Source organism: Ramlibacter sp., from assembly GCF_028291745.1.
Lineage (GTDB): Bacteria > Pseudomonadota > Gammaproteobacteria > Burkholderiales > Burkholderiaceae_C > Ramlibacter.
The window spans coordinates 107,461-124,843 of sequence record NZ_JAQGNQ010000068.1 but is presented as its reverse complement, the minus strand read 5'-3'; the positions used below and the strand labels follow the sequence as shown (position 1 = coordinate 124,843).

The following is a 17,383-nucleotide window of genomic DNA, read 5'->3' as shown; positions in this document are numbered from 1 at the left end:
GCGAGCAATCGCAGGGGTCCCTCATGAGCGAACGCATCTTCGAGACCGTCATCACCACCTGTTCACTGCTGGGCGCCGTGCACATCGCGCCCATGGGCGTGCGCTACGAGGCAGACGACGTGGTTCTCAAGCCCTTCCGGCCCTCGCAGACCCTGGACAACCTGGTCGCGACGCGCACGGCCGTGCTCAACGTGATCACCGATGTGCGCGTGTTCGCCGGCTGCGTGACCGGGCGCCGCACCTGGCCGACGCTGCCGGTGCCGGCTGCCAACGGCGCGTTCGCGGCGCGACTCGCCGGGGCCCACAGCCACGTGCTGCTGCACGTCGGCGAGATCCGCGACGACGCGCAGCGGCCCACGCTGCGGCTGCTGCGCGTGCACGAGGCGCAGCACTCGGCCTTCCCCGGTTTCAATCGCGCGCAGGCGGCGGTGATCGAAGGCGCCGTGCTGGCCAGCCGCCTGCACCTGCTGCCGCGCGAAAAGATCGAAAGCGAAATGGCCTACCTGCAGATCGCGATCGACAAGACCGCCGGGCCGCATGAGCGCGAGGCCTGGGCCTGGCTGCAGGAAGCGGTGGCGCACCACCACGCGCTGGCCGTGGGAGCGGCCTGATGGTGCGCCTGCTGGTGAGCGTGCGCGACGTGGAGGAGGCCCGGTGCGCCGCCCAGGCGGGCGCCGACCTGATCGACCTCAAGGAGCCGGCCGAAGGCGCGCTCGGTGCATTGCCCGCCGAGCGGATCGCGGCGATCGTCGCCGTGCTGCGGGCGGAGCATCCGCGGGCGCGCATTAGTGCGACCGTCGGCGACCTGCCACCGGGCGAGTGCGCCGAGATCCTGGCGCGCGTGCAGCGGATCGCCGCCTGCGGCGTGGACGACGTGAAAGTCGGGGTGTGGCCCGGCACGCACGTACAGACCGCCGCGCTGCTGGAGGCGCTGGCGGCGTGCCGCGCCAGCATCGTGCCGGTGCTCGTGGCCGATGACGGTGTCGACGCGGCGCTGGTCGAGAAGATCTTGCGCCGCCGTGCCTTCCCGGCGCTGATGCTCGACACGGCCGACAAGCAGCGCGGCAGCCTGTTGCAGCGCGTCCCGCTGGCGACGCTCGCCAACTTCGTCGCTGCCGTGCGCTTGCATGGTGCGCTGGCGGGGCTCGCGGGATCGCTGCGGATCGAAGACGCCCAGGCCTTGCGGGCACTGGCCCCCGACTTCGCCGGCTTTCGCGGCGCACTCACGGTGGGCGCGCGCGCCGCGGCGCTCGATGCGCGGCTGGTGCGGCAGCTAAGGCGCCGGCTTGCGCCGCGCGCGGAAATGCATGCCCCCTTGCCGGCCGGCGCGTAAGGCCAGGGCAGCGTCGATCGCGAGCGCCGGTGGCAAGGGCGGGATCAGGGGCGAGTCGCCCAGCAAGGCATCGCGCACGCGGTCGACTTCGTCGGCCTGGACGACCTCGATGGGGAAGGGCGCGTCGCGCGACCATTGCTCGAAGCGGCGGTCGATCACGCCCTCGGCGCCGAGGTCCCCGAGCGTGATGCCCGGGGCCACCTTGCAGGCCTTGACCAGCACCAGCCGCTCGGCATTGAGCAGCCGCGCGAGCCACAAGGCGAGGCTGTCGCTGCTCACCTCCCAGGTGGTCAACAGGTCGGGCGCATCGCGCAGCAGCATCAAGGGCAGCCACAGCGCCGGCTGGCCCGCGTGCAGCGTGCGGCGGATGCCGGCCTCGTCGTCGGCCAGCGTGAGGCGCGGCTCCAGCGCGTGGAACAGGTGCGCGGTCTGGGCCATGCCGAGCACCGCCATGTTGTGTGCCGGCAGGTCGTCGAAGTGCCAGTGCCGCTGCGAGGCGCGCACGGCATCCGCGAAGATGCCACCGCCCGGGACGACGGTGACGCGCCCGCCGCCCAGCTCGGCCAGCATGGCGAGCCAGCGCAGCAGGCGCAGGTCGTGCGCCAGGCTGCCTCCGAGCTTGACGATCCACATGACGGTCAGTCGCGGGCGCAGGCCAGCAGCGCCACCGAGACGGCCGGCGCGCAGACGTCGGCCCACGCGGCCAAGGCGCGATCGGCCGGCAGGGCGGGCAGCGCCACTTCCGCATAGCGCCGGAAGGGACGACCGCAGCGTTGCGCCAGTTGCGCCGCCAGGAAAGAGCCGCAGCCGGCGCCTATGACAGGCGCGTCGTCGGGCAGGCGGGCGTCGGCGCACACGCGTTGCAGCTGGCCCTGGATCTCGGCCAGCTGCGCGTCCTTCCAGCATCGCGCCAGCGCCAGCCATTCGTCGGAATCGGCGTCGGCGGCGTCGCGGCCGACCATCCGGGCCAGCCGCGCGTGCGTGCCGCGCTGGTCCTTGCCGCCGTTGTCGGCGGCCGGCGACTGGTCGTGCGCGGCCGTGAGTTCGCCGGTGAGGCGGTAGACATCGGCGGTCGTGGCGAAGAACTCGTTCATCAGGTTGACGCTGCGACCGCGCCAGGAAACGCGCGGCCCCAGTGCGCACAAGGGCGTGCGCACCACGCCCTGGTAGACCAGCTCGCCGGACTGCAGCCGTTCGGCGTCGCTGCTGCCCCGCGCGGCCACGTGGCCGCCGCGCAGCGCGATCAGGTCCGTGGTGGTGCTGCCGATGTCCACCAGCACGGCGTTGCCGACGCGCCCGGCCAGCACTTGCGCAGTGGCCTGCCAGTTGGCCGAGGCGATGCCGCGCCACGCGCGCGCCGCCTCGTGCGGGGCGCGCCAGGCGCCGTCGCCGTCGAACAGCCGCAGCGACGGACCGAGCGACTCCGCCAGCTGCGTGGCAATGCGCGCCACGCCTTGCGCGCGGTCGGGGAACAGGTCGACCATCTCGCCGGTCATGGTCGCCGCGTGGTGCATGCCTGCATGCCAATCCGAGGACCAGCGCGCGCGCGCCAGGCCCAGCGCGCCTTCGAGATGTTCCATGCCTTGCCACAGCGGGCAGGGCCACTGGGCGACGTCGCGCAGCGCGCCGTCGGCGAGCAGGCAGGCCTTGACGTGGGCGCCGCCTATGTCCCAGCCGACCTGCAGCCGCGCGGAGTCAGGCCCAGCCACTGCTTGCCACCCAGCGCGCGGCCTCGGGCGCGTGCGTGCCGAGGATCTCGGCGGCCACGTTGCGCCGCAGGAGTGCGGAGAGGCCCACGTAGGCACAGGTCACGCGGGGATTGACTTCGATCACCACGGGTCCTTCCCTTTCCTTCCATACCAGGTCGATGCCGACGAAGCCGCGCAGCCCCGGGATGGCGGCTGCCACCTTCAGCGCCAGCGCCCGCAGGGCCGGCACGCGCGGATCGCCCGGCGCGACTGCCGCCACCTGCACGCCCAGGTCGTGCAGGCGGCCGTCGTTCGCCCGGGCCAGCCGCTGCCGGTTGAATGCCAGCGGCCGTGCAAGATCCGGACCGACGACCAGCGAGATCGACAGCGGCTCGCCGGGGACGAAGGGCTGCGCCAGCGCCTCCTGCCCGGCCCAGGCGCGCTGCCGCAGGTCCGCTTCGGCGGCGGCGCGGCTCGGGTGCCAGCGTGTTTCGGTGCAGCCGGCACCGTCGTCCGGCTTGACGATCCAGGCGCCGCGATGGCCCTGCGCAAAAGCCAGCGGCGTGGCGATGCCGGCGCGCTGCAAGGCGGCGCAAGTGGCGCTCTTGCTGCCGGCCACGCGGATCGCCTCGGCGCTGCAGCCGATCCACCGCTGCGGGCCCACCGCCTGCGCAAGCCTGAGCAGGAGCCCGTCGCACTCGGGCGCCACGACCCAGCACAGCTCGTGCGAAGTCGCCTGGCGGCGCACCAGGTCCACCGCGTCCTCCTCGGGCAGCGCCGTGACGGTGCGCACGTGCACGGGCCAGTCGGCATGGCGTGCCTCTTGCTCGCGCACGGCGACGGTGATGCGCGTCCCGGAGATCCGTGCCAGGTCGGCGACAATGGCGTCGCGCATCGCCAGCCCGGCCGCCAGCATTTCGCGCTGCGCCGGGCTGCCGGGGCCCAGCGCCTCGGTGCAGACCGGATCGCCCGCGCTCAAGGGCTCATAAACCAGAATGTTGCGCATGCCCCTTCCCCTCAAGGTCATTCCCGTCATCGATCTCCTGCGCGGCCAGGTGGTGCGCGGCGTGCGCGGCGAGCGCAGCGCCTACCAGCCCATCGTGTCACGGCTGGCCGACGGCAGTGCGCCGCGCGACGTGGCCCGTGGCCTGCTGGCTGCGGCACCGCCGGCCGCCGGGCGCGAGGCCGTGCTGTACGTCGCGGACCTCGACGCGATCCAGGGCGGCGCGGCCCAGGTGGGCATCCTGCGCGAACTGCTGGCCGCTTTTCCACAGGTGTGCCTCTGGCTGGATGCCGGCTTTGCCGAACCGCTCGCGGTGCGCGCATTGCGGCGCGAGTTCGGCCCGTTCGCTGCGCGCGTGCGTCCGGTGTACGGCAGCGAGTCACTGGCCAGCGCCGCCGCGCTCGACGAGATGGCGCAGGACCCGCATGCCATCCTCTCGCTCGACTCGCGCCTGGAGCGGCCGATCGATCCCTCGGGTTGCTGGCAGCGCCCGGATGCCTGGCCGCACACGGTGATCGTCATGACGCTCGATCGCGTGGGCGCGGCGAGCGGCCCCGACCTCTCGACCTTCACGCGCCTGCGTGAACTGGCGCCGGACCGCGTGTGGATAGGCGCGGGCGGCGTGCGCGATGCCCGGGACCTGCGCGCGGCCGCGGCCAGCGGCGCGGCGGGTTGGCTGGTCGCCAGCGCGCTGCACGACGGCACCCTCGACGCGCAGTGATCCGCTTGCCGGCGGACGGCTGAAGGGGAAAAGTGCCCGGCCATGGGAACGGCAGATCAGGAACCGTGCCATGCGTCCTGGCCCGCTGCAGGGATCGCGGTGGGTGAGCGCGGTGGCAGCGGGCGCGACACAGTGTTTCACCGCGACGGGTCAGAGTGCGCTCTGCTTCACCAGTGCGCCGGCACAGGCGGCCACTTCCCGGCTGCGCCCCGCCGCAGGAGCGCCCGCTTGGCACACCCCTTGCGCATTGCCCGCCCAGCATGCAAGGCGCGCCCCTGGAACCCGACTGGACCTGTCCCTTTTGTTCGCTGCTGTGCGACGGCTTCGCGCTGGCCGGCACGACCCTGCAGGGAACGGATTGCCCGCGCGCGCTGGCCGGACTCGCCGCGCATCCCCCTGGCGAAGTTCCGCTTGCCTTGATCGACGGCGACACGGTCCCGGCCGAGGGCGCGCTCGCCGAGGCCGCGCAGCGCCTCGCGAGTTGGCAGCAGCCGCTGTTCGGCGGACTCGGCACCGACGTAGCGGGTGGCCGGGCGTTGTTCCGCCTGGCCGCGGCGACCGGCGCGATCTGCGACCACGCGGACGGCGATGGCCTGATGCACGGCCTGCGTGCGCTGCAGGATCGCGGGCAATTCCACACCACGCTGGCCGAGGTGCGGCAGCGCGCCGACCTGGTGGTCTGCGTCGGCACGCAGGCGGTGCCGCACTATCCGGAGTTCTTCCGCCGCTGCGGGATGGACAGGACTGACACGGCCTTGCGCCAGCTCGTCTTCCTGGGCGTGGCGCCCCCGAGCGAGGTGCCGGCCCAGGTGCCGTGCGAGACCATCGCCGGATCGGGCGACCTGATGCTCGACCTGCAGCAATTGGCCGCGCTGGTCGCGGCGATCCCTTGCGGTGAGGCCGACGCGCAGCTTGTGAGCCTGGCGAGCCGCCTGCGCGAAGCCCGCTACGCCGTGCTCGTCTGGGAATCCGCGACGCTGCCACTGCACGGCGCGCTCTGGGTCGAGATGCTGAACCGCATCGTGGCGACGCTCAATCGCAGCACGCGGGCGGCGAGCTTCGGTCTCGGTGGCAGCGACGGCGCTTATGCGATGCAGCAGGTGTTCACCTGGCTCTCGGGATTGCCGCTGCGCACGCGCGCCGGCCCGGCCGGACTGGAGCACGAGCCATTGCGCTTCGCCGCGGCGCGCCTGCTGGAGGATCACGCCGTCGACGGCCTGCTGTGGGTCTGGAGCTTCGCGCCCGATCGGCTGCCGGCCGCCAATGACCTGCCGCGCATCGTGCTCGGCCCGCCAGGCATGGGGCCGCGGCTGCGAGAGGCCGGCATCGCGCGCGACTGCGTGTTCCTGCCCGTGGCCACACCGGGCCTGCATGCGCCAGGCCACCTGTTCCGCACCGATGGCGTCGTGGTGCCGCTGGTGGCCAAGCGCGACGAGACGCTGCCTGCCGTCGCGCACGTGCTGACGCGCATGCAGGCGCACCTGGAGCTGCCCGCATGACGACCCGGCGCCTGCGCGGCGGCCGCGTCTTCGATCCGGTGAACGCCATCGACGGCGCGGTGCGCGACCTGGTGATGCGCGACGGTCGCATCGTGAGCCTCGACGCGCTCGATCCCGTCGACGAGGAGATTGATGCCTCCGGCTGCATCGTGCTGGCCGGCGGCATCGACCTGCACAGCCATATCGGCGGCGGCAAGGTGAACCTCGCGCGGCTGCTGTTGCCGGAAGACCATCGGCGCGGCATGGATCCGTTTCCGCCTGCAGACAACCCGCTGGAACTGGCCTCCTGCGGCCAGTGCGCGCCGGGCACGCTGGCCACCGGCTACCGCTATGCCGAGATGGGCTACACCGCGGTGTTCGAGCCCGCGATGGCCGCCAGCAATGCGCGCCATGCGCACATGGAAATGGGCGACGTGCCCATCGTCGACCACGGCGCCTACGTGATGATGGGCAACGACGAACTGTTCCTCGAGTTGCTCGCCAAGGGAACCGATCCGCAGCGCCTGCGCGATTACGTCGGCTGGGTGGTGCACGCGACCAAGTCCATGGGCGTCAAGGTGGTGAATCCCGCCGGTATCTCCGCCTTCAAGTTCAACCAGCGCAAGCTCGATGTCGACGAGCGCCACGTGCACTGGGGCGTGAGCCCGCGCCAGGTGATTGCCACGCTGGCGCGCGCGGTGCACGAACTCGGGTTGCCGCATCCCTTGCACATCCACGCCAGCAACCTCGGCGTGCCGGGCAACATCGCGTCGACGCTGGCCACGATCGCAGCGCTGGAGGGTTTGCCGGGGCACCTGACGCACGTGCAATTCCACTGCTATGGCGCCGAGGGGCCGCGCAAGTTCTCGTCGGCGGCGCAGGCGCTGGTGCAGGCGCTGGAGGCGCATCCCAACTGCTCGATCGACATCGGCCAGGTGCTGTTCGGCCAGACCGTCACCGCTTCGGCTGACACGATGCGCCAGCACGCGAACGCGGACCTGGCGAGCCCGCGCAAGTGGCTGGGCGCGGACCTGGAGTGCGAGGCCGGCTGCGGCGTGCTGCCCTTCCGCTATCGCGAGCAAAGCTACGTCAATGCGCTGCAGTGGACCATCGGCCTCGAGCTGTTCCTGCAGATGCGCGATCCGTGGCGCGTGGTGCTGACCACCGACCATCCCAACGGCGGGCCTTTCACCAGCTATCCACACCTGATCCGGCTGCTGATGGACAAGCCTTTCCGCGACGAGCAGCTCGCGCGCCTGCACCCGGACGTTGCCGCGCAGTCCGCGCTGAAGGACATCAAGCGCGAGCTGTCGCTATCGGAGATCGCGATCATGACGCGCGCGGCGCCGGCGCGCCTGCTGGGACTGCGCGACCGCGGCCATTTGGGCATTGGTGCGGTCGCGGATGTCGCCGTGTACCGCGAGCAGGGCGATGCCGAGGCCATGTTCACGCGCGCCGCCTGGGTCTTCAAGGACGGCACGCCGGTGGTGCGCGATGGCCGCATCGTCGCCGTGCCTGTGGGCGGAACGCACTTCGCCACGCCGGCGTTCGGTGCGGGCGTGCAGAGCCTGGTCGACGAATACACCGACCGGCCCCTGGGCGTGCACAAGCGCTACACCGTGATGGGACGCGACGAGCTCTGTGCCTGCGCCAATGGCACGCGGCTGCTGTCGTCGCTGTGCGAGCCGCGGAGCGTGTGATGCGCAGCAACGGGGTCCTCATCGACGACACCTTTGCCGAGGCGTTTGCCATGAAGGCGACGCGCCTGGTCATCACGGCGCACGACCTCGTATGGGCGCGGCACGCGGCGGTCAGCGCCACCGGCGTGGCCACCTCGGTGATCGCCTGTGGCTGCGAAGCGGGCATCGAGCGCGAACTGGCGCGCGAGGAAACGCCGGACGGCCGCCCCGGCATCGCCATCCTGCTGTTTGCTGTCTCCGGCAAGGAACTGGCCAAACAGGTGGAGCGGCGCGTCGGCCAGTGCGTGATGACGTGTCCGACCACCGCCGTGTTTGCCGGCCTGGCGGAGGGCGAGCCGATCGCCCTCGGTCGCAACCTGCGCTTCTTCGGCGACGGCTGGCAAATGGCCAAGGTGATCGCAGGCGTGCGCTACTGGCGCGTGCCGGTGATGGACGGCGAATTCGTGGCGCAGGAAAGCACGCCCGTGACCAAGGGCGTGGGCGGCGGCAACCTGCTGTTCCTGGCGCGCGCCACCGAGTCCGCGCTGGATGGCGCGAGCGCTGCCGTGCAGGCGATGCGCGTAGTGCCCGGGGTGATCATGCCTTTCCCCGGCGGTGTGGTCCGCTCCGGGTCGAAGGTGGGCAGCAAGTACGCGGCGGTGGTGGCGTCCACCAACGATGCCTTCTGTCCGTCGCTGGCCGGACTGAGTCCGCGCAGCGAGCTCGATGCGCAAACGCGCTGCGTGCTGGAGATCGTCATCGATGGCTTGACCGAAGCCGCCGTCGCGGCCGCCATGCGGGCGGGGATCGCGGCGGTGGTCGAACGCGGTGCCGAGGCCGGCGTGACGCGCATCAGCGCGGGCAACTATGGCGGCAAGCTCGGGCCCTTTCATTTCCGGCTGCATGAGCTTGCGCCTGCAAGGCCGACGGCATGAGGCACACGCTCTCCTTGCGGACGCAACCGCGGCTGCGTGTGGACGCCAGGGCCTGGTCGCCGGTGCGGCTCGCGGCAATGACGCGTGAGGAAATCCTGCGCCTGCCGCTCCAGCACGGCCGTGCGAGCTTGCCGCTGGCCGAGTTGTTCGCAGTGCGTTCGGAATCGATCGATGAACCGGCACCGCAACTGCGCGTCGAGGGCGACCTGTCACGCTTCGACTGCCTGGGCGCCGGCCTGGCCGCGGGCACGATGGAGATCGATGGCAAGGTCGGCGACTGCCTGGGTCTGGGCATGTCGGCCGGTGAACTGCGGGTGAGCGGGACGGCGCGCGACCTCGCGGGCTGCGCGATGTCGGGCGGCTGGCTGGAGGTGCGAGGCGACGTCGGCGACTTCGCGGGCGGGCCGCTGCCGGGCGCCATGGAAGGCATGAGCGGCGGCACCTTGCTCGTGCATGGGCGCGCCGGCGCGCGGCTCGGCGACCGCATGCGCCGCGGCACGGTCGTGGTCCATGGCGATGCCGGCGACTTCCTGGCTTCGCGCCTCGTGGCCGGCACCATCGCCCTGGGCGGCCGCTGCGGCGCGCACCCGGGCTGGGCCATGCGGCGCGGCAGCATCGTGTTCGCGGGCGAACAAGCGCCGGTGCCCGCCGCCACTTTCGTGCCGGTGCATGCGGATCTCGAAGTGATCTGGCAACTGCTGGCGCGCGACCTGGCGCGCTTCGGCGGCCGCTTCCAGGGGCTGGCCGGGCGGAGCGTCACGCGCTGGGCGGGTGACCTCGCGGTGCAAGGGCGCGGCGAGTGGCTGCTGCCGCGCTGAGACCCCATGGACATCGCGCTCTTCGACCTCGACCACACCCTGATTCCCTTCGACAGCGGCTCGGCCTTCACCCGCTACCTGGCGTCGCTGGGCGCGCTGCCGCCGGAGTTCGAGCCGCAGTACCTGGAGTACTGCCGCCGCTATGCGCAGGGCACGGTCGACATGGTCCAGATGCATCGCTTCACGGTGGGCGCGCTGGCCGGGCACGACCCGGCGATCCTGGCGCGGTGGTTGCGCGAGTTTCGCGACGTGATCGCGCGGAGCATTCCGGCGGCATCGCAGCAGCTGGTCGACCGGCACCGCGCCGCCGGGCAGGTCTGCGCACTCGTCACGGCGACCACGCGCTTCGTCGCCGAGCCCTTCGGCGCTGCGCTCGGTTTGGCCGACGTGCTGGCGACCGAGCCGGAGCGGGACGCGCACGGCCGCTACACCGGCGAGATCGTCGGCCATGCCTGCTTTCGCGAACACAAGCTCACGCACGTGCAGGCCTGGCTCGCGCGCCGCGGTATCGCGTGGTCCGACCTGGGACGCAGCTGGTTCTATTCGGATTCGATCAATGACCTGCCGCTGCTGCAGGCCGTGAGCGATCCGGTGGCGGTGGATCCGGATGCTCGGCTGCGGGTGCATGCCGAGCAGCAGGGCTGGCCCGTCATGTCATTGCGGGCCTGACCCGGAGCCCCCTCAGCGCCGGGGATCGGCGTCCTCGGCCCGGTCGCAATGCACATCCATCATCGCCGTCCCTACCGGCAGATACGCACCGTAGCGCAGGATGTACTCGCGCTGCACCCCATAGGCCTCGCGTTCCCAGCTGACCGATTGTTCGCACGAGGGCGCCACGCTGAAGGCGGCGCCGGCCGCGAGCGCGTCGTCGCCGCGCGCCACACCCTGGAGGTAATGCACCATCTCGTGCACCACGATCGAGCTGGCGAACAGGCTGGTCTGGGCGTCCAGCGACTCGTCGACGTACACGTTCCGGCCGCCCGCATACCAGCCCAGCACCTTGCATTCCTGTCCGTGGCAGGCGTGCTCGACGAAGTAGGCGTGCGGCTCGATGACCACCGTCGGCGGCTCGGCGGGAGCAGGGTACCCGGACAGCGTGACGGCCCAGGAAAGCAGTGAGGCATAAAGGTCAGTCATGGGGCACTCTAGCCGGCACCATCCGGTCGAGGGCCCGGTTTCCTGTCGTCCAAACGGGACAGACAAGGCCGGACAACACCGCGAGCCATCGTGGGGCGGGCGCAGCACGATTTGCTGCGACACGCCGGCCCGCTGCGCACAAATTGAGGGCGCCGACCCGTGCCCTTGCTTGCGTCGCGGCTTCGGCGGGTGTACAAGCACGACGGCACTGTCGCGGCAAACCGCGGCAGCCTGTGCAGACGCATCGGCGGTTCACCCGTCGCTGCCGCGGGCGCGGCCTGAGGGCCCACCCCGACAACGGCCTGTCGAACCGCCCCTGCGCGCTGTGCGCGCACGAGGGAGGTGGGCATGCAAGCTCTCCTGGCTTTGCGATCCTGGCACTGGCGGGCCCCCGACTGGGCGGCCGCGGGCGTGGCCGGCTTTGCCGCCGGCGCGGTACTGATGGTGCTGGACCTGCTCTGGTCCAGCCTCTTCAATGCCGACGGGCCCTGGCGAACCTCGCACATGATCGCGCCGCTGTTCCTCGGCACCGAGCCGCTGCGAACGACGGGCTACGGCTTCCACGCCGGCGTGGTCTCCGTGGCACTGGCCGTCCACTACGTGCTGGGCGTCGTCTTCGGGCTGGTGATGGGCGCGATCATGGCCCAGCTCCATGCCGACGCGCGGCCGGGCCGCGCGCTCGCGACGGGTGGCATCCTGGGCATTGCGCTCTACCTGGTCAACTTCCACGGCCTGCCCGCCTTCTTCCCCTGGCTCGCGGAACTGCGCGGCGGGGACACGCTGGCGGCGCACGTGGTGTTCGGCTGCGTGGCCGGCCTGCTGTACTTCCGGCTCAAGCGCACGCGGGGGGAAAGCTGAGCATGGCCATCGCGATCGCCTTGATCCTGCTGGCCTTCGGCTCGGTGCTGTTCCACTTCCTGAGCCCCTGGTACTTCACGCCGATCGCCTCCAACTGGAGCACGATCGACAACACGATCTCCATCACGTTCTGGGTCACCGGGATTGTTTTCGTGGCGATCAGCGTCTTCACGGCGTGGGCCGTGCTGCGCTATCGCCATCGCCCCGGAGCCCGGGCGAGCTACCAGCCGGAAAACAAGAAGCTCGAAGTGTGGCTGCTGGTCGTCACCGCCGGCGGCGTGGCCGCCATGTTGGCGCCCGGGCTGGTGGTGTGGGCGGACATCGTGCATCCGCCCGCCGACGCACAGGTGGTCGAGGCCGTCGCGCAGCAGTGGAGCTGGGCCTACCGGCTTCCGGGCAAGGACGGCAAGCTGGGCAAGGTCGACTCGCGCTTCGTGAACGACGACAACCCCTTCGGCATGAATCCCGCGGACACCAATGGCAGCGACGACGTGCTGCTCGTGGGCCCGGAGATCCACGTGCCCCTCGGCCAGCCGGTGAAATTGCTGCTGCGATCGAAGGACGTGCTGCACGACTTCGCCGTGGCGCAGCTGCGCGTGAAGATGGACCTGGTGCCGGGCCTCGTGACCTACACCTGGTTCACGCCCACCCGAACCGGCTCGTTCGACCTGCTGTGCGAGGAGCTGTGCGGCATCGGCCACTTCGCGATGCGCGGCCGCATCGTGGTGGACGAACCGGCCGCCTACCAGGAGTGGCTGGCCCGGCAACCGACCTTCGCACAGATCCAGGCGCGCGCGCATGGCGATGTCGTCGCCGGCAAGACGGCCTACGCGCTGTGCAGCGCCTGCCACGGCCCGGGGGGCGAGGGCAACGTCGCGATGAACGCGCCCAAGCTCAGTGGCCAGGGTGGGTGGTACCTGGAGCGGCAGCTGCGCCAGTTCAAGCAGGGCACCCGCGGCGTGCACGACAAGGACACCTTCGGCAAGGTGATGGCGCCCATGGCCGCCACGCTGCCCGACGAGGCGGCGATCGCCAACGTGGTGGCCTACATCGCCAGCCTGCCGGACACCGCGGCATCGCCCACCATCAAAGGCGACGTCGACCGGGGCCGCCAGCGCTATGCGACCTGTGCCGCCTGCCATGGCGGCGAGGGCCGGGGGATCGCGGCGACCCACGCACCCAGACTCAAGGGCATGAGCGACTGGTATCTCGCTCGCCAACTCAAGAACTTCAGGGATGGCGTGCGCGGCGCGCATCCCCAGGATCTGTACGGAGCGCAGATGGCGCTGGTGGCGGGGATGCTGGCCGACGACGCAGCCATCGGCGACGTCCTGGCCTACATCAACGTCCCTGCCCGCTGATCCCAGTCCATTGAGAGGGGCCCCCGCGATGAGCACCCATGTTGCGCACGACGAATCGGATTTCGCACCGCCGGCGGAGGTGGCGGAGGTCCACCTCCACCACCCGAAAACCTTCGTCGGCAAATACATCTGGAGCCAGGACGCGAAGGTGATAGCGATCCAGTACGCGCTCACGGCCATCGCCATCGGCCTGGTCGCACTGGTGTTCTCGTGGCTGATGCGCCTGCAACTCGGTTTTCCCAATCGCATCGCCTTCATCACGCCAAGCAGCTACCTGCAACTGGTGAGCATGCACGGGATGATCATGGTGATCTACCTGCTGACCGCACTGTTCCTCGGCGGCTTCGGCAACTACCTGATCCCCTTGATGGTCGGTGCGCGCGACATGGTGTTCCCGTACGTCAACATGCTCAGTTACTGGCTCTACCTGCTGGCGGTGCTGCTGCTGGTGGCCAGCTTCTTCGTGCCCGGCGGGCCGACCGGCGCGGGCTGGACGCTCTATCCGCCGCAGGCCATCCTCGACGGAACCCCGGGAGCGCACGGGGGGATCATCCTCATGCTGGTGTCGCTGATCGTCTTCGTGATCGGCTTCACCATGGGTGGCCTGAACTACGTGGTCACCGTGCTGCAAGGGCGCACGCGCGGCATGACGATGATGCGGCTGCCGCTGACGGTGTGGGGCATCTTCATGGCCACCGTCCTGGCGCTGCTGGCTTTTCCCGCGCTGTTCGTCAGCGCGATCATGATGCTGCTGGACCTGACGCTGGGCACCAGCTTCTTCATGCCGGCGCTGGTCTCCAAGGGCCAGCAACTCAATTATTCGGGCGGCAACCCGCTGCTGTTCCAGCACCTGTTCTGGTTCTTCGGGCACCCCGAGGTCTACATCGTGGCGCTGCCCGCGTTCGGCATCGTGTCGGACCTGATCAGCACCCACGCGCGCAAGAACATCTTCGGCTACCGCATGATGGTCTGGGCCATCCTGATCATCGCCGGCCTGAGCTTCGTCGTGTGGGCGCACCACATGTACGTGAGCGGCATGAATCCGTACTTCGGTTTCTTCTTCGCCACCACCACCCTGATCATCGCGGTCCCCACGGCCATCAAGGTCTACAACTGGGTGCTGACGCTGTGGCGCGGCAACATACGCCTGACGATCCCGATGCTGTTCGCCATAGCGTTCATCTTCACCTTCGTGAACGGCGGACTGACCGGCCTGTTCCTGGGCAACGTGGTGGTCGACCTGCCGCTGTCGGACACGATGTTCGTGGTGGCGCATTTCCACATGGTCATGGGCATCGCGCCGGTGCTGGTGGTGTTCGGCGCCATCTATCACTGGTATCCCAAGGTCACCGGCCGCCTGCTCGACGAGACGCTGGGCCGCATCCACTTCTGGTTCACGTTCATCGGCACCTACGCGATCTTCTATCCGATGCACTACCTGGGCTTCATGGGGGTGCCGCGCCGCTACTACGCAATCGGCGGCACCAACTTCATCCCGGACTCCGCGCACTCGCTCAATGCCGCCATCTCGATCGCGGCCTTTGTCGTGGGCGCGGCACAGATGGCGTTCTTCTACAACCTGGTCAGCAGCTATTTCCGCGGTCGTCCCGCGGGCGGTAACCCCTGGGGCGCGACCACGCTGGAGTGGCAGACGCCGGAGACGCCGCCGCGGCACGGCAACTTCGGCGAGCACTTGCCGGTGGTGTATCGCTGGGCCTATGACTACGGCGTGCCGGGGGTGAAGAGCGACTTCATTCCGCAGAACGTACCGCCCGCGGAGGTCGCCGCCGAGGCCTGGGACCGCACGCAGCTGGGCGTGCAAGGGGCGGCGGCATGACGATAGGCCTGGTGTTCCTGTCGCTGCTGATGGCCATCATCGTCGGCTGGCTGTTCCGGCAGACGATCCACGTGCAGCCCTGGGTGGCGCAGGCCGGGGTGCCGGGGGTGAGCGTGGCGTTCGCGCGCCCGGTGGGCCGCACCGCGCTGTGGGTGTTTCTCGGGGTCGCGAGTTCGCTGTTCGTCCTGTTCGTCAGCGCCTACGCAATGCGACTCGGATGGACCGACTGGAGCCCGCTGCCACGGCCGCGACTGCTGGCCGTCAACACCGCGATGCTGGTTGCTGCCAGCGTGACGATGCAGTGGACGGTCTTTGCGGCACGCCGCGCGAACGACACGGGCGTGCGGCGCGGCCTGGCCGCCAGCGGCGGGCTCACCATCGCCTTCATCGTCGGGCAACTCGTCGTGTGGAAACAGCTGGCCGACGCCGGTTTCTACGTTTCCACCAGCGCGGCCAGCTCCTTCTTCTATCTCCTGACGGCGGTGCACGGGCTGCATGTGATCGGCGGGCTGGTGGCGTGGGCACGCGCTTGCGCCAAGGCATGGCGGGGCGCGGATCGCTCGCGGCTGAGGGCCGGCGTCGAGCTGTGCGCCACCTACTGGCACTACCTGCTTGCCGTGTGGGCGCTGCTCTACGCCCTGCTGGTGTCGAGCGACCTCGGGCTGGCGATCTGCTCGTCGGCCTCCTTGTGACCGAGCCCCAGCCAGCCACCAGGGAAGCGCAACCATGACCACCAACCAGGCGATCGCCATCGACAACGTACAGCCCCTGCCGGCCGGCTGGGACAGCATCGTCGCCGACGTGTCGTCGGACCAGCGGGTGTTCAAGGACGTCCCCTGGGGCAAGCCGATGATGTGGATCTTCCTGCTGAGCGACACCTTCATCTTCGGCACCTTCCTGATCTCGTACATGACGGTGCGCATGTCCACCGTCGTACCGTGGCCGAATCCAAGCGAAGTCTTCTCGCTGACGCTCTTCGGCCGCAGCGTGCCCTTGCTGCTGATCGCGATCATGACCTTCGTGTTGATCAGCAGCAGCGGCACCATGGCGCTGGCGGTGAACTTCGGCTACCGACGCAACCGTCGCATGACCTTCGGGCTGCTGCTGGCCACGGCGGCGCTCGGGGCGACCTTTGTCGGCATGCAGGCTTTCGAGTGGTCGAAGCTGATTGCCGAAGGCGTGCGGCCCTGGGGCAACCCCTGGGGGGCGGCGCAGTTCGGCTCCGCGTTCTTCATGATCACCGGCTTCCACGGCACGCACGTGACGATCGGCGTGATCTTCCTGCTGATCGTCTCGGCCAAGGTCCTGCGCGGCGACCTGGCGGCGGAGCGCCCCGGCTTCCTGACCGGGCGCAGCGGCAACTACAGCATCGTCGAGATCGTCGGTCTGTACTGGCACTTCGTCGACCTGGTATGGGTCTTCATCTTCGCGTTCTTCTATCTCTGGTGAGCGGGAGGCAACCATGGAACACGTAGAGCACATGCACATTCCGGTGGCCAGCGAGCCGGGCGAAACGCATGCACCTGCACCTGCGCCTGCACGTGCGCATTCGCAGGCGCACGGCGAGGGGCAACAGCATCCGCTGGGCATCTACTTCAAGATCTGGGGCCTGCTGTTCGTGCTGAGCGCGGCCTCCTACATGGTCGACTACTTCCACTTCCACGGCATGCTGCGCTGGTCGCTGATCATCCTCTTCATGCTGCTGAAGGCGGGCCTGATCGTTTCCGTCTTCATGCACATGGTGTGGGAGCGCCTCGCACTGCTCTATGCGATCGTGGTTCCTCCCGTGCTGTTGGTGACGCTGGTGGGAATCGGCGCGCTGGAGGCCGACTACACCTTCTTCACCCGGGGCACTTTCTTCGCGCCTGCGACGACCCAGCCCGCGGCGCACTGACGACGGTTGTTCATCGGGGCATCGCCCCAGGGAGGTTGACATGAGCCGACGCATTTACTGGCTGCTCCCCGATCTGGAGAGTGCGCGCAGAACCATGGGTGATCTGCTGCGCACCGGCATCGAGGCGCGCCACATCCACTTCGTCGCCCGCGAGGGCAGCGACATGTCGGGCCTGAACGAAGCCAACGTGCTGCAGACCTCCGACGTCATCCGCGCCGCCGAGCGTGGCCTGCTGATCGGCGGCGGCGTCGGGGCGCTGCTGGGCGGCTTGGTCGCCGTGCACTATCCCATCGTCGGCGACGAGCCGCAGTGGGGCATCGCCGCGGTGCTGGCCATTGCCGGCGCGCTGTTCGGCAGCTGGTCGTCCAGCATGATCGGCGTGTCGACCCCCAGCAAGCGGCTCGAACGCTTCACGCCCCAGATCGAGCAGGGGCGGATCTTGCTGATGGTCGACGTGGCGATGACGCGGGTCGAACAGGTGGAGGCGCGGCTGCAGGCGCAGCACCCGGAGGCGCACCTGGAGGGCACGGAGCCGGACATCCCAGCGTTCCCTTAAGCCTGCGATCTGCGTGGTCGTTCATTTGAGAGGTTCTTGAACGCAGAATTCGCAGAAGTGACGCAGAAGGCGCAGAAAAACCTTC

Annotated in this window: 19 protein-coding genes; 15 read left to right on the top strand and 4 right to left on the bottom strand. The window is 69.8% G+C overall.

Annotated elements, in window-relative coordinates; genetic code table 11:
* The first annotated feature begins 23 nt into the window (after positions 1–23).
* On the top strand, positions 24–611 hold the full coding sequence (locus JWP60_RS12935; protein WP_299791656.1) for a DUF447 domain-containing protein: 588 nt from the start codon (positions 24–26) through the stop codon (positions 609–611).
* The gene (locus JWP60_RS12930; RefSeq protein ID WP_299791653.1) at positions 611–1,333 is read left to right on the top strand and encodes a (5-formylfuran-3-yl)methyl phosphate synthase; all 723 of its coding nucleotides are present in this window, start codon (positions 611–613) and stop codon (positions 1,331–1,333) included. The genes JWP60_RS12935 and JWP60_RS12930 overlap by 1 nt, the downstream gene beginning before the upstream one ends.
* Here JWP60_RS12930 and JWP60_RS12925 read toward each other — a convergent pair.
* From JWP60_RS12925 to JWP60_RS12915, 3 genes are read right to left on the bottom strand one after another with little or no spacing between them, the layout of a single operon-like run.
* The gene (locus JWP60_RS12925; RefSeq protein WP_363320846.1) at positions 1,274–1,966 is read right to left on the bottom strand and encodes an aspartate kinase; all 693 of its coding nucleotides are present in this window, start codon (positions 1,964–1,966) and stop codon (positions 1,274–1,276) included. The two genes, JWP60_RS12930 and JWP60_RS12925, sit on opposite strands and share 60 nt — an antisense overlap.
* A 5-nt stretch (positions 1,967–1,971) precedes the next feature.
* On the bottom strand, positions 1,972–3,042 hold the full coding sequence (locus JWP60_RS12920) for a hydantoinase/oxoprolinase family protein (protein WP_299791650.1): 1,071 nt from the start codon (positions 3,040–3,042) through the stop codon (positions 1,972–1,974).
* The gene (locus tag JWP60_RS12915) at positions 3,029–4,027 is read right to left on the bottom strand and encodes an ATP-grasp domain-containing protein (RefSeq protein WP_299791647.1); all 999 of its coding nucleotides are present in this window, start codon (positions 4,025–4,027) and stop codon (positions 3,029–3,031) included. The genes JWP60_RS12920 and JWP60_RS12915 overlap by 14 nt, the downstream gene beginning before the upstream one ends.
* On the opposite strand from JWP60_RS12915, the gene JWP60_RS12910 reads away from it, so the two are divergent.
* From JWP60_RS12910 to JWP60_RS12885, 6 genes are all read left to right on the top strand, one after another.
* Entirely contained in the window at positions 4,026–4,745 is a 720-nt protein-coding gene (locus JWP60_RS12910) for a HisA/HisF-related TIM barrel protein (protein WP_299791644.1), read from the top strand. The two genes, JWP60_RS12915 and JWP60_RS12910, sit on opposite strands and share 2 nt — an antisense overlap.
* 260 nt (positions 4,746–5,005) lie before the next feature.
* Positions 5,006–6,244 carry a formylmethanofuran dehydrogenase gene (locus JWP60_RS12905; protein WP_299791641.1) on the top strand — a complete coding sequence of 413 codons (1,239 nt, stop codon included), beginning with the start codon at positions 5,006–5,008 and terminating at the stop codon, positions 6,242–6,244.
* Complete coding sequence (locus tag JWP60_RS12900) at positions 6,241–7,923, top strand: formylmethanofuran dehydrogenase subunit A (RefSeq protein WP_299791639.1); 1,683 nt, start codon at positions 6,241–6,243, stop codon at positions 7,921–7,923. Before JWP60_RS12905 ends, JWP60_RS12900 begins: the two co-directional genes overlap by 4 nt.
* Positions 7,923–8,837, top strand: coding sequence for a formylmethanofuran--tetrahydromethanopterin N-formyltransferase (gene fhcD, locus JWP60_RS12895; RefSeq protein ID WP_299791636.1), 915 nt, complete (start codon positions 7,923–7,925; stop codon positions 8,835–8,837). The genes JWP60_RS12900 and fhcD overlap by 1 nt, the downstream gene beginning before the upstream one ends.
* Positions 8,834–9,655, top strand: a complete 822-nt coding sequence (locus tag JWP60_RS12890) for a formylmethanofuran dehydrogenase subunit C (protein WP_299791633.1) — start codon at positions 8,834–8,836, stop codon at positions 9,653–9,655. The genes fhcD and JWP60_RS12890 overlap by 4 nt, the downstream gene beginning before the upstream one ends.
* Before the next feature lie 6 nt (positions 9,656–9,661).
* On the top strand, positions 9,662–10,324 hold the full coding sequence (locus JWP60_RS12885; RefSeq protein ID WP_299791630.1) for an HAD family hydrolase: 663 nt from the start codon (positions 9,662–9,664) through the stop codon (positions 10,322–10,324).
* Positions 10,325–10,336: 12 nt separating this feature from the next.
* On the opposite strand, the gene JWP60_RS12880 is transcribed toward JWP60_RS12885, so the two are convergent.
* Positions 10,337–10,792, bottom strand: a complete 456-nt coding sequence (locus tag JWP60_RS12880) for a hypothetical protein (RefSeq protein WP_299791628.1) — start codon at positions 10,790–10,792, stop codon at positions 10,337–10,339.
* 348 nt (positions 10,793–11,140) lie between these two features.
* On the opposite strand from JWP60_RS12880, the gene JWP60_RS12875 reads away from it, so the two are divergent.
* The 7 genes from JWP60_RS12875 to JWP60_RS12845 are packed head-to-tail and all read left to right on the top strand — an operon-like array spanning position 11,141 to position 17,298.
* Complete coding sequence (locus JWP60_RS12875; RefSeq protein ID WP_299791626.1) at positions 11,141–11,650, top strand: hypothetical protein; 510 nt, start codon at positions 11,141–11,143, stop codon at positions 11,648–11,650.
* 2 nt (positions 11,651–11,652) lie between these two features.
* Positions 11,653–13,011 carry a c-type cytochrome gene (locus tag JWP60_RS12870; RefSeq protein ID WP_299791624.1) on the top strand — a complete coding sequence of 453 codons (1,359 nt, stop codon included), beginning with the start codon at positions 11,653–11,655 and terminating at the stop codon, positions 13,009–13,011.
* Between the two features lie 28 nt (positions 13,012–13,039).
* Entirely contained in the window at positions 13,040–14,848 is a 1,809-nt protein-coding gene (locus JWP60_RS12865; protein ID WP_299791620.1) for a cbb3-type cytochrome c oxidase subunit I, read from the top strand.
* Entirely contained in the window at positions 14,845–15,540 is a 696-nt protein-coding gene (locus tag JWP60_RS12860; protein ID WP_299791618.1) for a cytochrome c oxidase subunit 3, read from the top strand. The genes JWP60_RS12865 and JWP60_RS12860 overlap by 4 nt, the downstream gene beginning before the upstream one ends.
* A 34-nt stretch (positions 15,541–15,574) precedes the next feature.
* Positions 15,575–16,297 carry a heme-copper oxidase subunit III family protein gene (locus tag JWP60_RS12855; RefSeq protein WP_299791615.1) on the top strand — a complete coding sequence of 241 codons (723 nt, stop codon included), beginning with the start codon at positions 15,575–15,577 and terminating at the stop codon, positions 16,295–16,297.
* Positions 16,298–16,328: 31 nt separating this feature from the next.
* The gene (locus JWP60_RS12850; protein WP_299791865.1) at positions 16,329–16,742 is read left to right on the top strand and encodes a cytochrome C oxidase subunit IV family protein; all 414 of its coding nucleotides are present in this window, start codon (positions 16,329–16,331) and stop codon (positions 16,740–16,742) included.
* A gap of 40 nt (positions 16,743–16,782) precedes the next feature.
* Positions 16,783–17,298 (top strand): DUF1269 domain-containing protein, encoded by a 516-nt coding sequence (locus JWP60_RS12845; RefSeq protein WP_299791612.1) that lies wholly within the window; start codon positions 16,783–16,785, stop codon positions 17,296–17,298.
* Positions 17,299–17,383 lie beyond the last annotated feature (85 nt).

Bases quoted from the DNA above. Each gene is read 5' to 3' on its own strand.
- JWP60_RS12935 (WP_299791656.1), top strand. From the start codon at position 24: ATGAGCGAACGCATCTTCGAGACCGTCATCACCACCTGTTCACTGCTG.
- JWP60_RS12930 (WP_299791653.1), top strand. From the start codon at position 611: ATGGTGCGCCTGCTGGTGAGCGTGCGCGACGTGGAGGAGGCCCGGTGC.
- JWP60_RS12925 (WP_363320846.1), bottom strand. From the start codon at position 1,966: ATGTGGATCGTCAAGCTCGGAGGCAGCCTGGCGCACGACCTGCGCCTG.
- JWP60_RS12910 (WP_299791644.1), top strand. From the start codon at position 4,026: ATGCCCCTTCCCCTCAAGGTCATTCCCGTCATCGATCTCCTGCGCGGC.
- JWP60_RS12915 (WP_299791647.1), bottom strand. From the start codon at position 4,027: ATGCGCAACATTCTGGTTTATGAGCCCTTGAGCGCGGGCGATCCGGTC.
- JWP60_RS12905 (WP_299791641.1), top strand. From the start codon at position 5,006: ATGCAAGGCGCGCCCCTGGAACCCGACTGGACCTGTCCCTTTTGTTCG.
- JWP60_RS12900 (WP_299791639.1), top strand. From the start codon at position 6,241: ATGACGACCCGGCGCCTGCGCGGCGGCCGCGTCTTCGATCCGGTGAAC.
- fhcD (WP_299791636.1), top strand. From the start codon at position 7,923: ATGCGCAGCAACGGGGTCCTCATCGACGACACCTTTGCCGAGGCGTTT.
- JWP60_RS12890 (WP_299791633.1), top strand. From the start codon at position 8,834: ATGAGGCACACGCTCTCCTTGCGGACGCAACCGCGGCTGCGTGTGGAC.
- JWP60_RS12885 (WP_299791630.1), top strand. From the start codon at position 9,662: ATGGACATCGCGCTCTTCGACCTCGACCACACCCTGATTCCCTTCGAC.
- JWP60_RS12880 (WP_299791628.1), bottom strand. From the start codon at position 10,792: ATGACTGACCTTTATGCCTCACTGCTTTCCTGGGCCGTCACGCTGTCC.
- JWP60_RS12875 (WP_299791626.1), top strand. From the start codon at position 11,141: ATGCAAGCTCTCCTGGCTTTGCGATCCTGGCACTGGCGGGCCCCCGAC.
- JWP60_RS12870 (WP_299791624.1), top strand. From the start codon at position 11,653: ATGGCCATCGCGATCGCCTTGATCCTGCTGGCCTTCGGCTCGGTGCTG.
- JWP60_RS12865 (WP_299791620.1), top strand. From the start codon at position 13,040: ATGAGCACCCATGTTGCGCACGACGAATCGGATTTCGCACCGCCGGCG.
- JWP60_RS12860 (WP_299791618.1), top strand. From the start codon at position 14,845: ATGACGATAGGCCTGGTGTTCCTGTCGCTGCTGATGGCCATCATCGTC.
- JWP60_RS12855 (WP_299791615.1), top strand. From the start codon at position 15,575: ATGACCACCAACCAGGCGATCGCCATCGACAACGTACAGCCCCTGCCG.
- JWP60_RS12850 (WP_299791865.1), top strand. From the start codon at position 16,329: ATGCACATTCCGGTGGCCAGCGAGCCGGGCGAAACGCATGCACCTGCA.
- JWP60_RS12845 (WP_299791612.1), top strand. From the start codon at position 16,783: ATGAGCCGACGCATTTACTGGCTGCTCCCCGATCTGGAGAGTGCGCGC.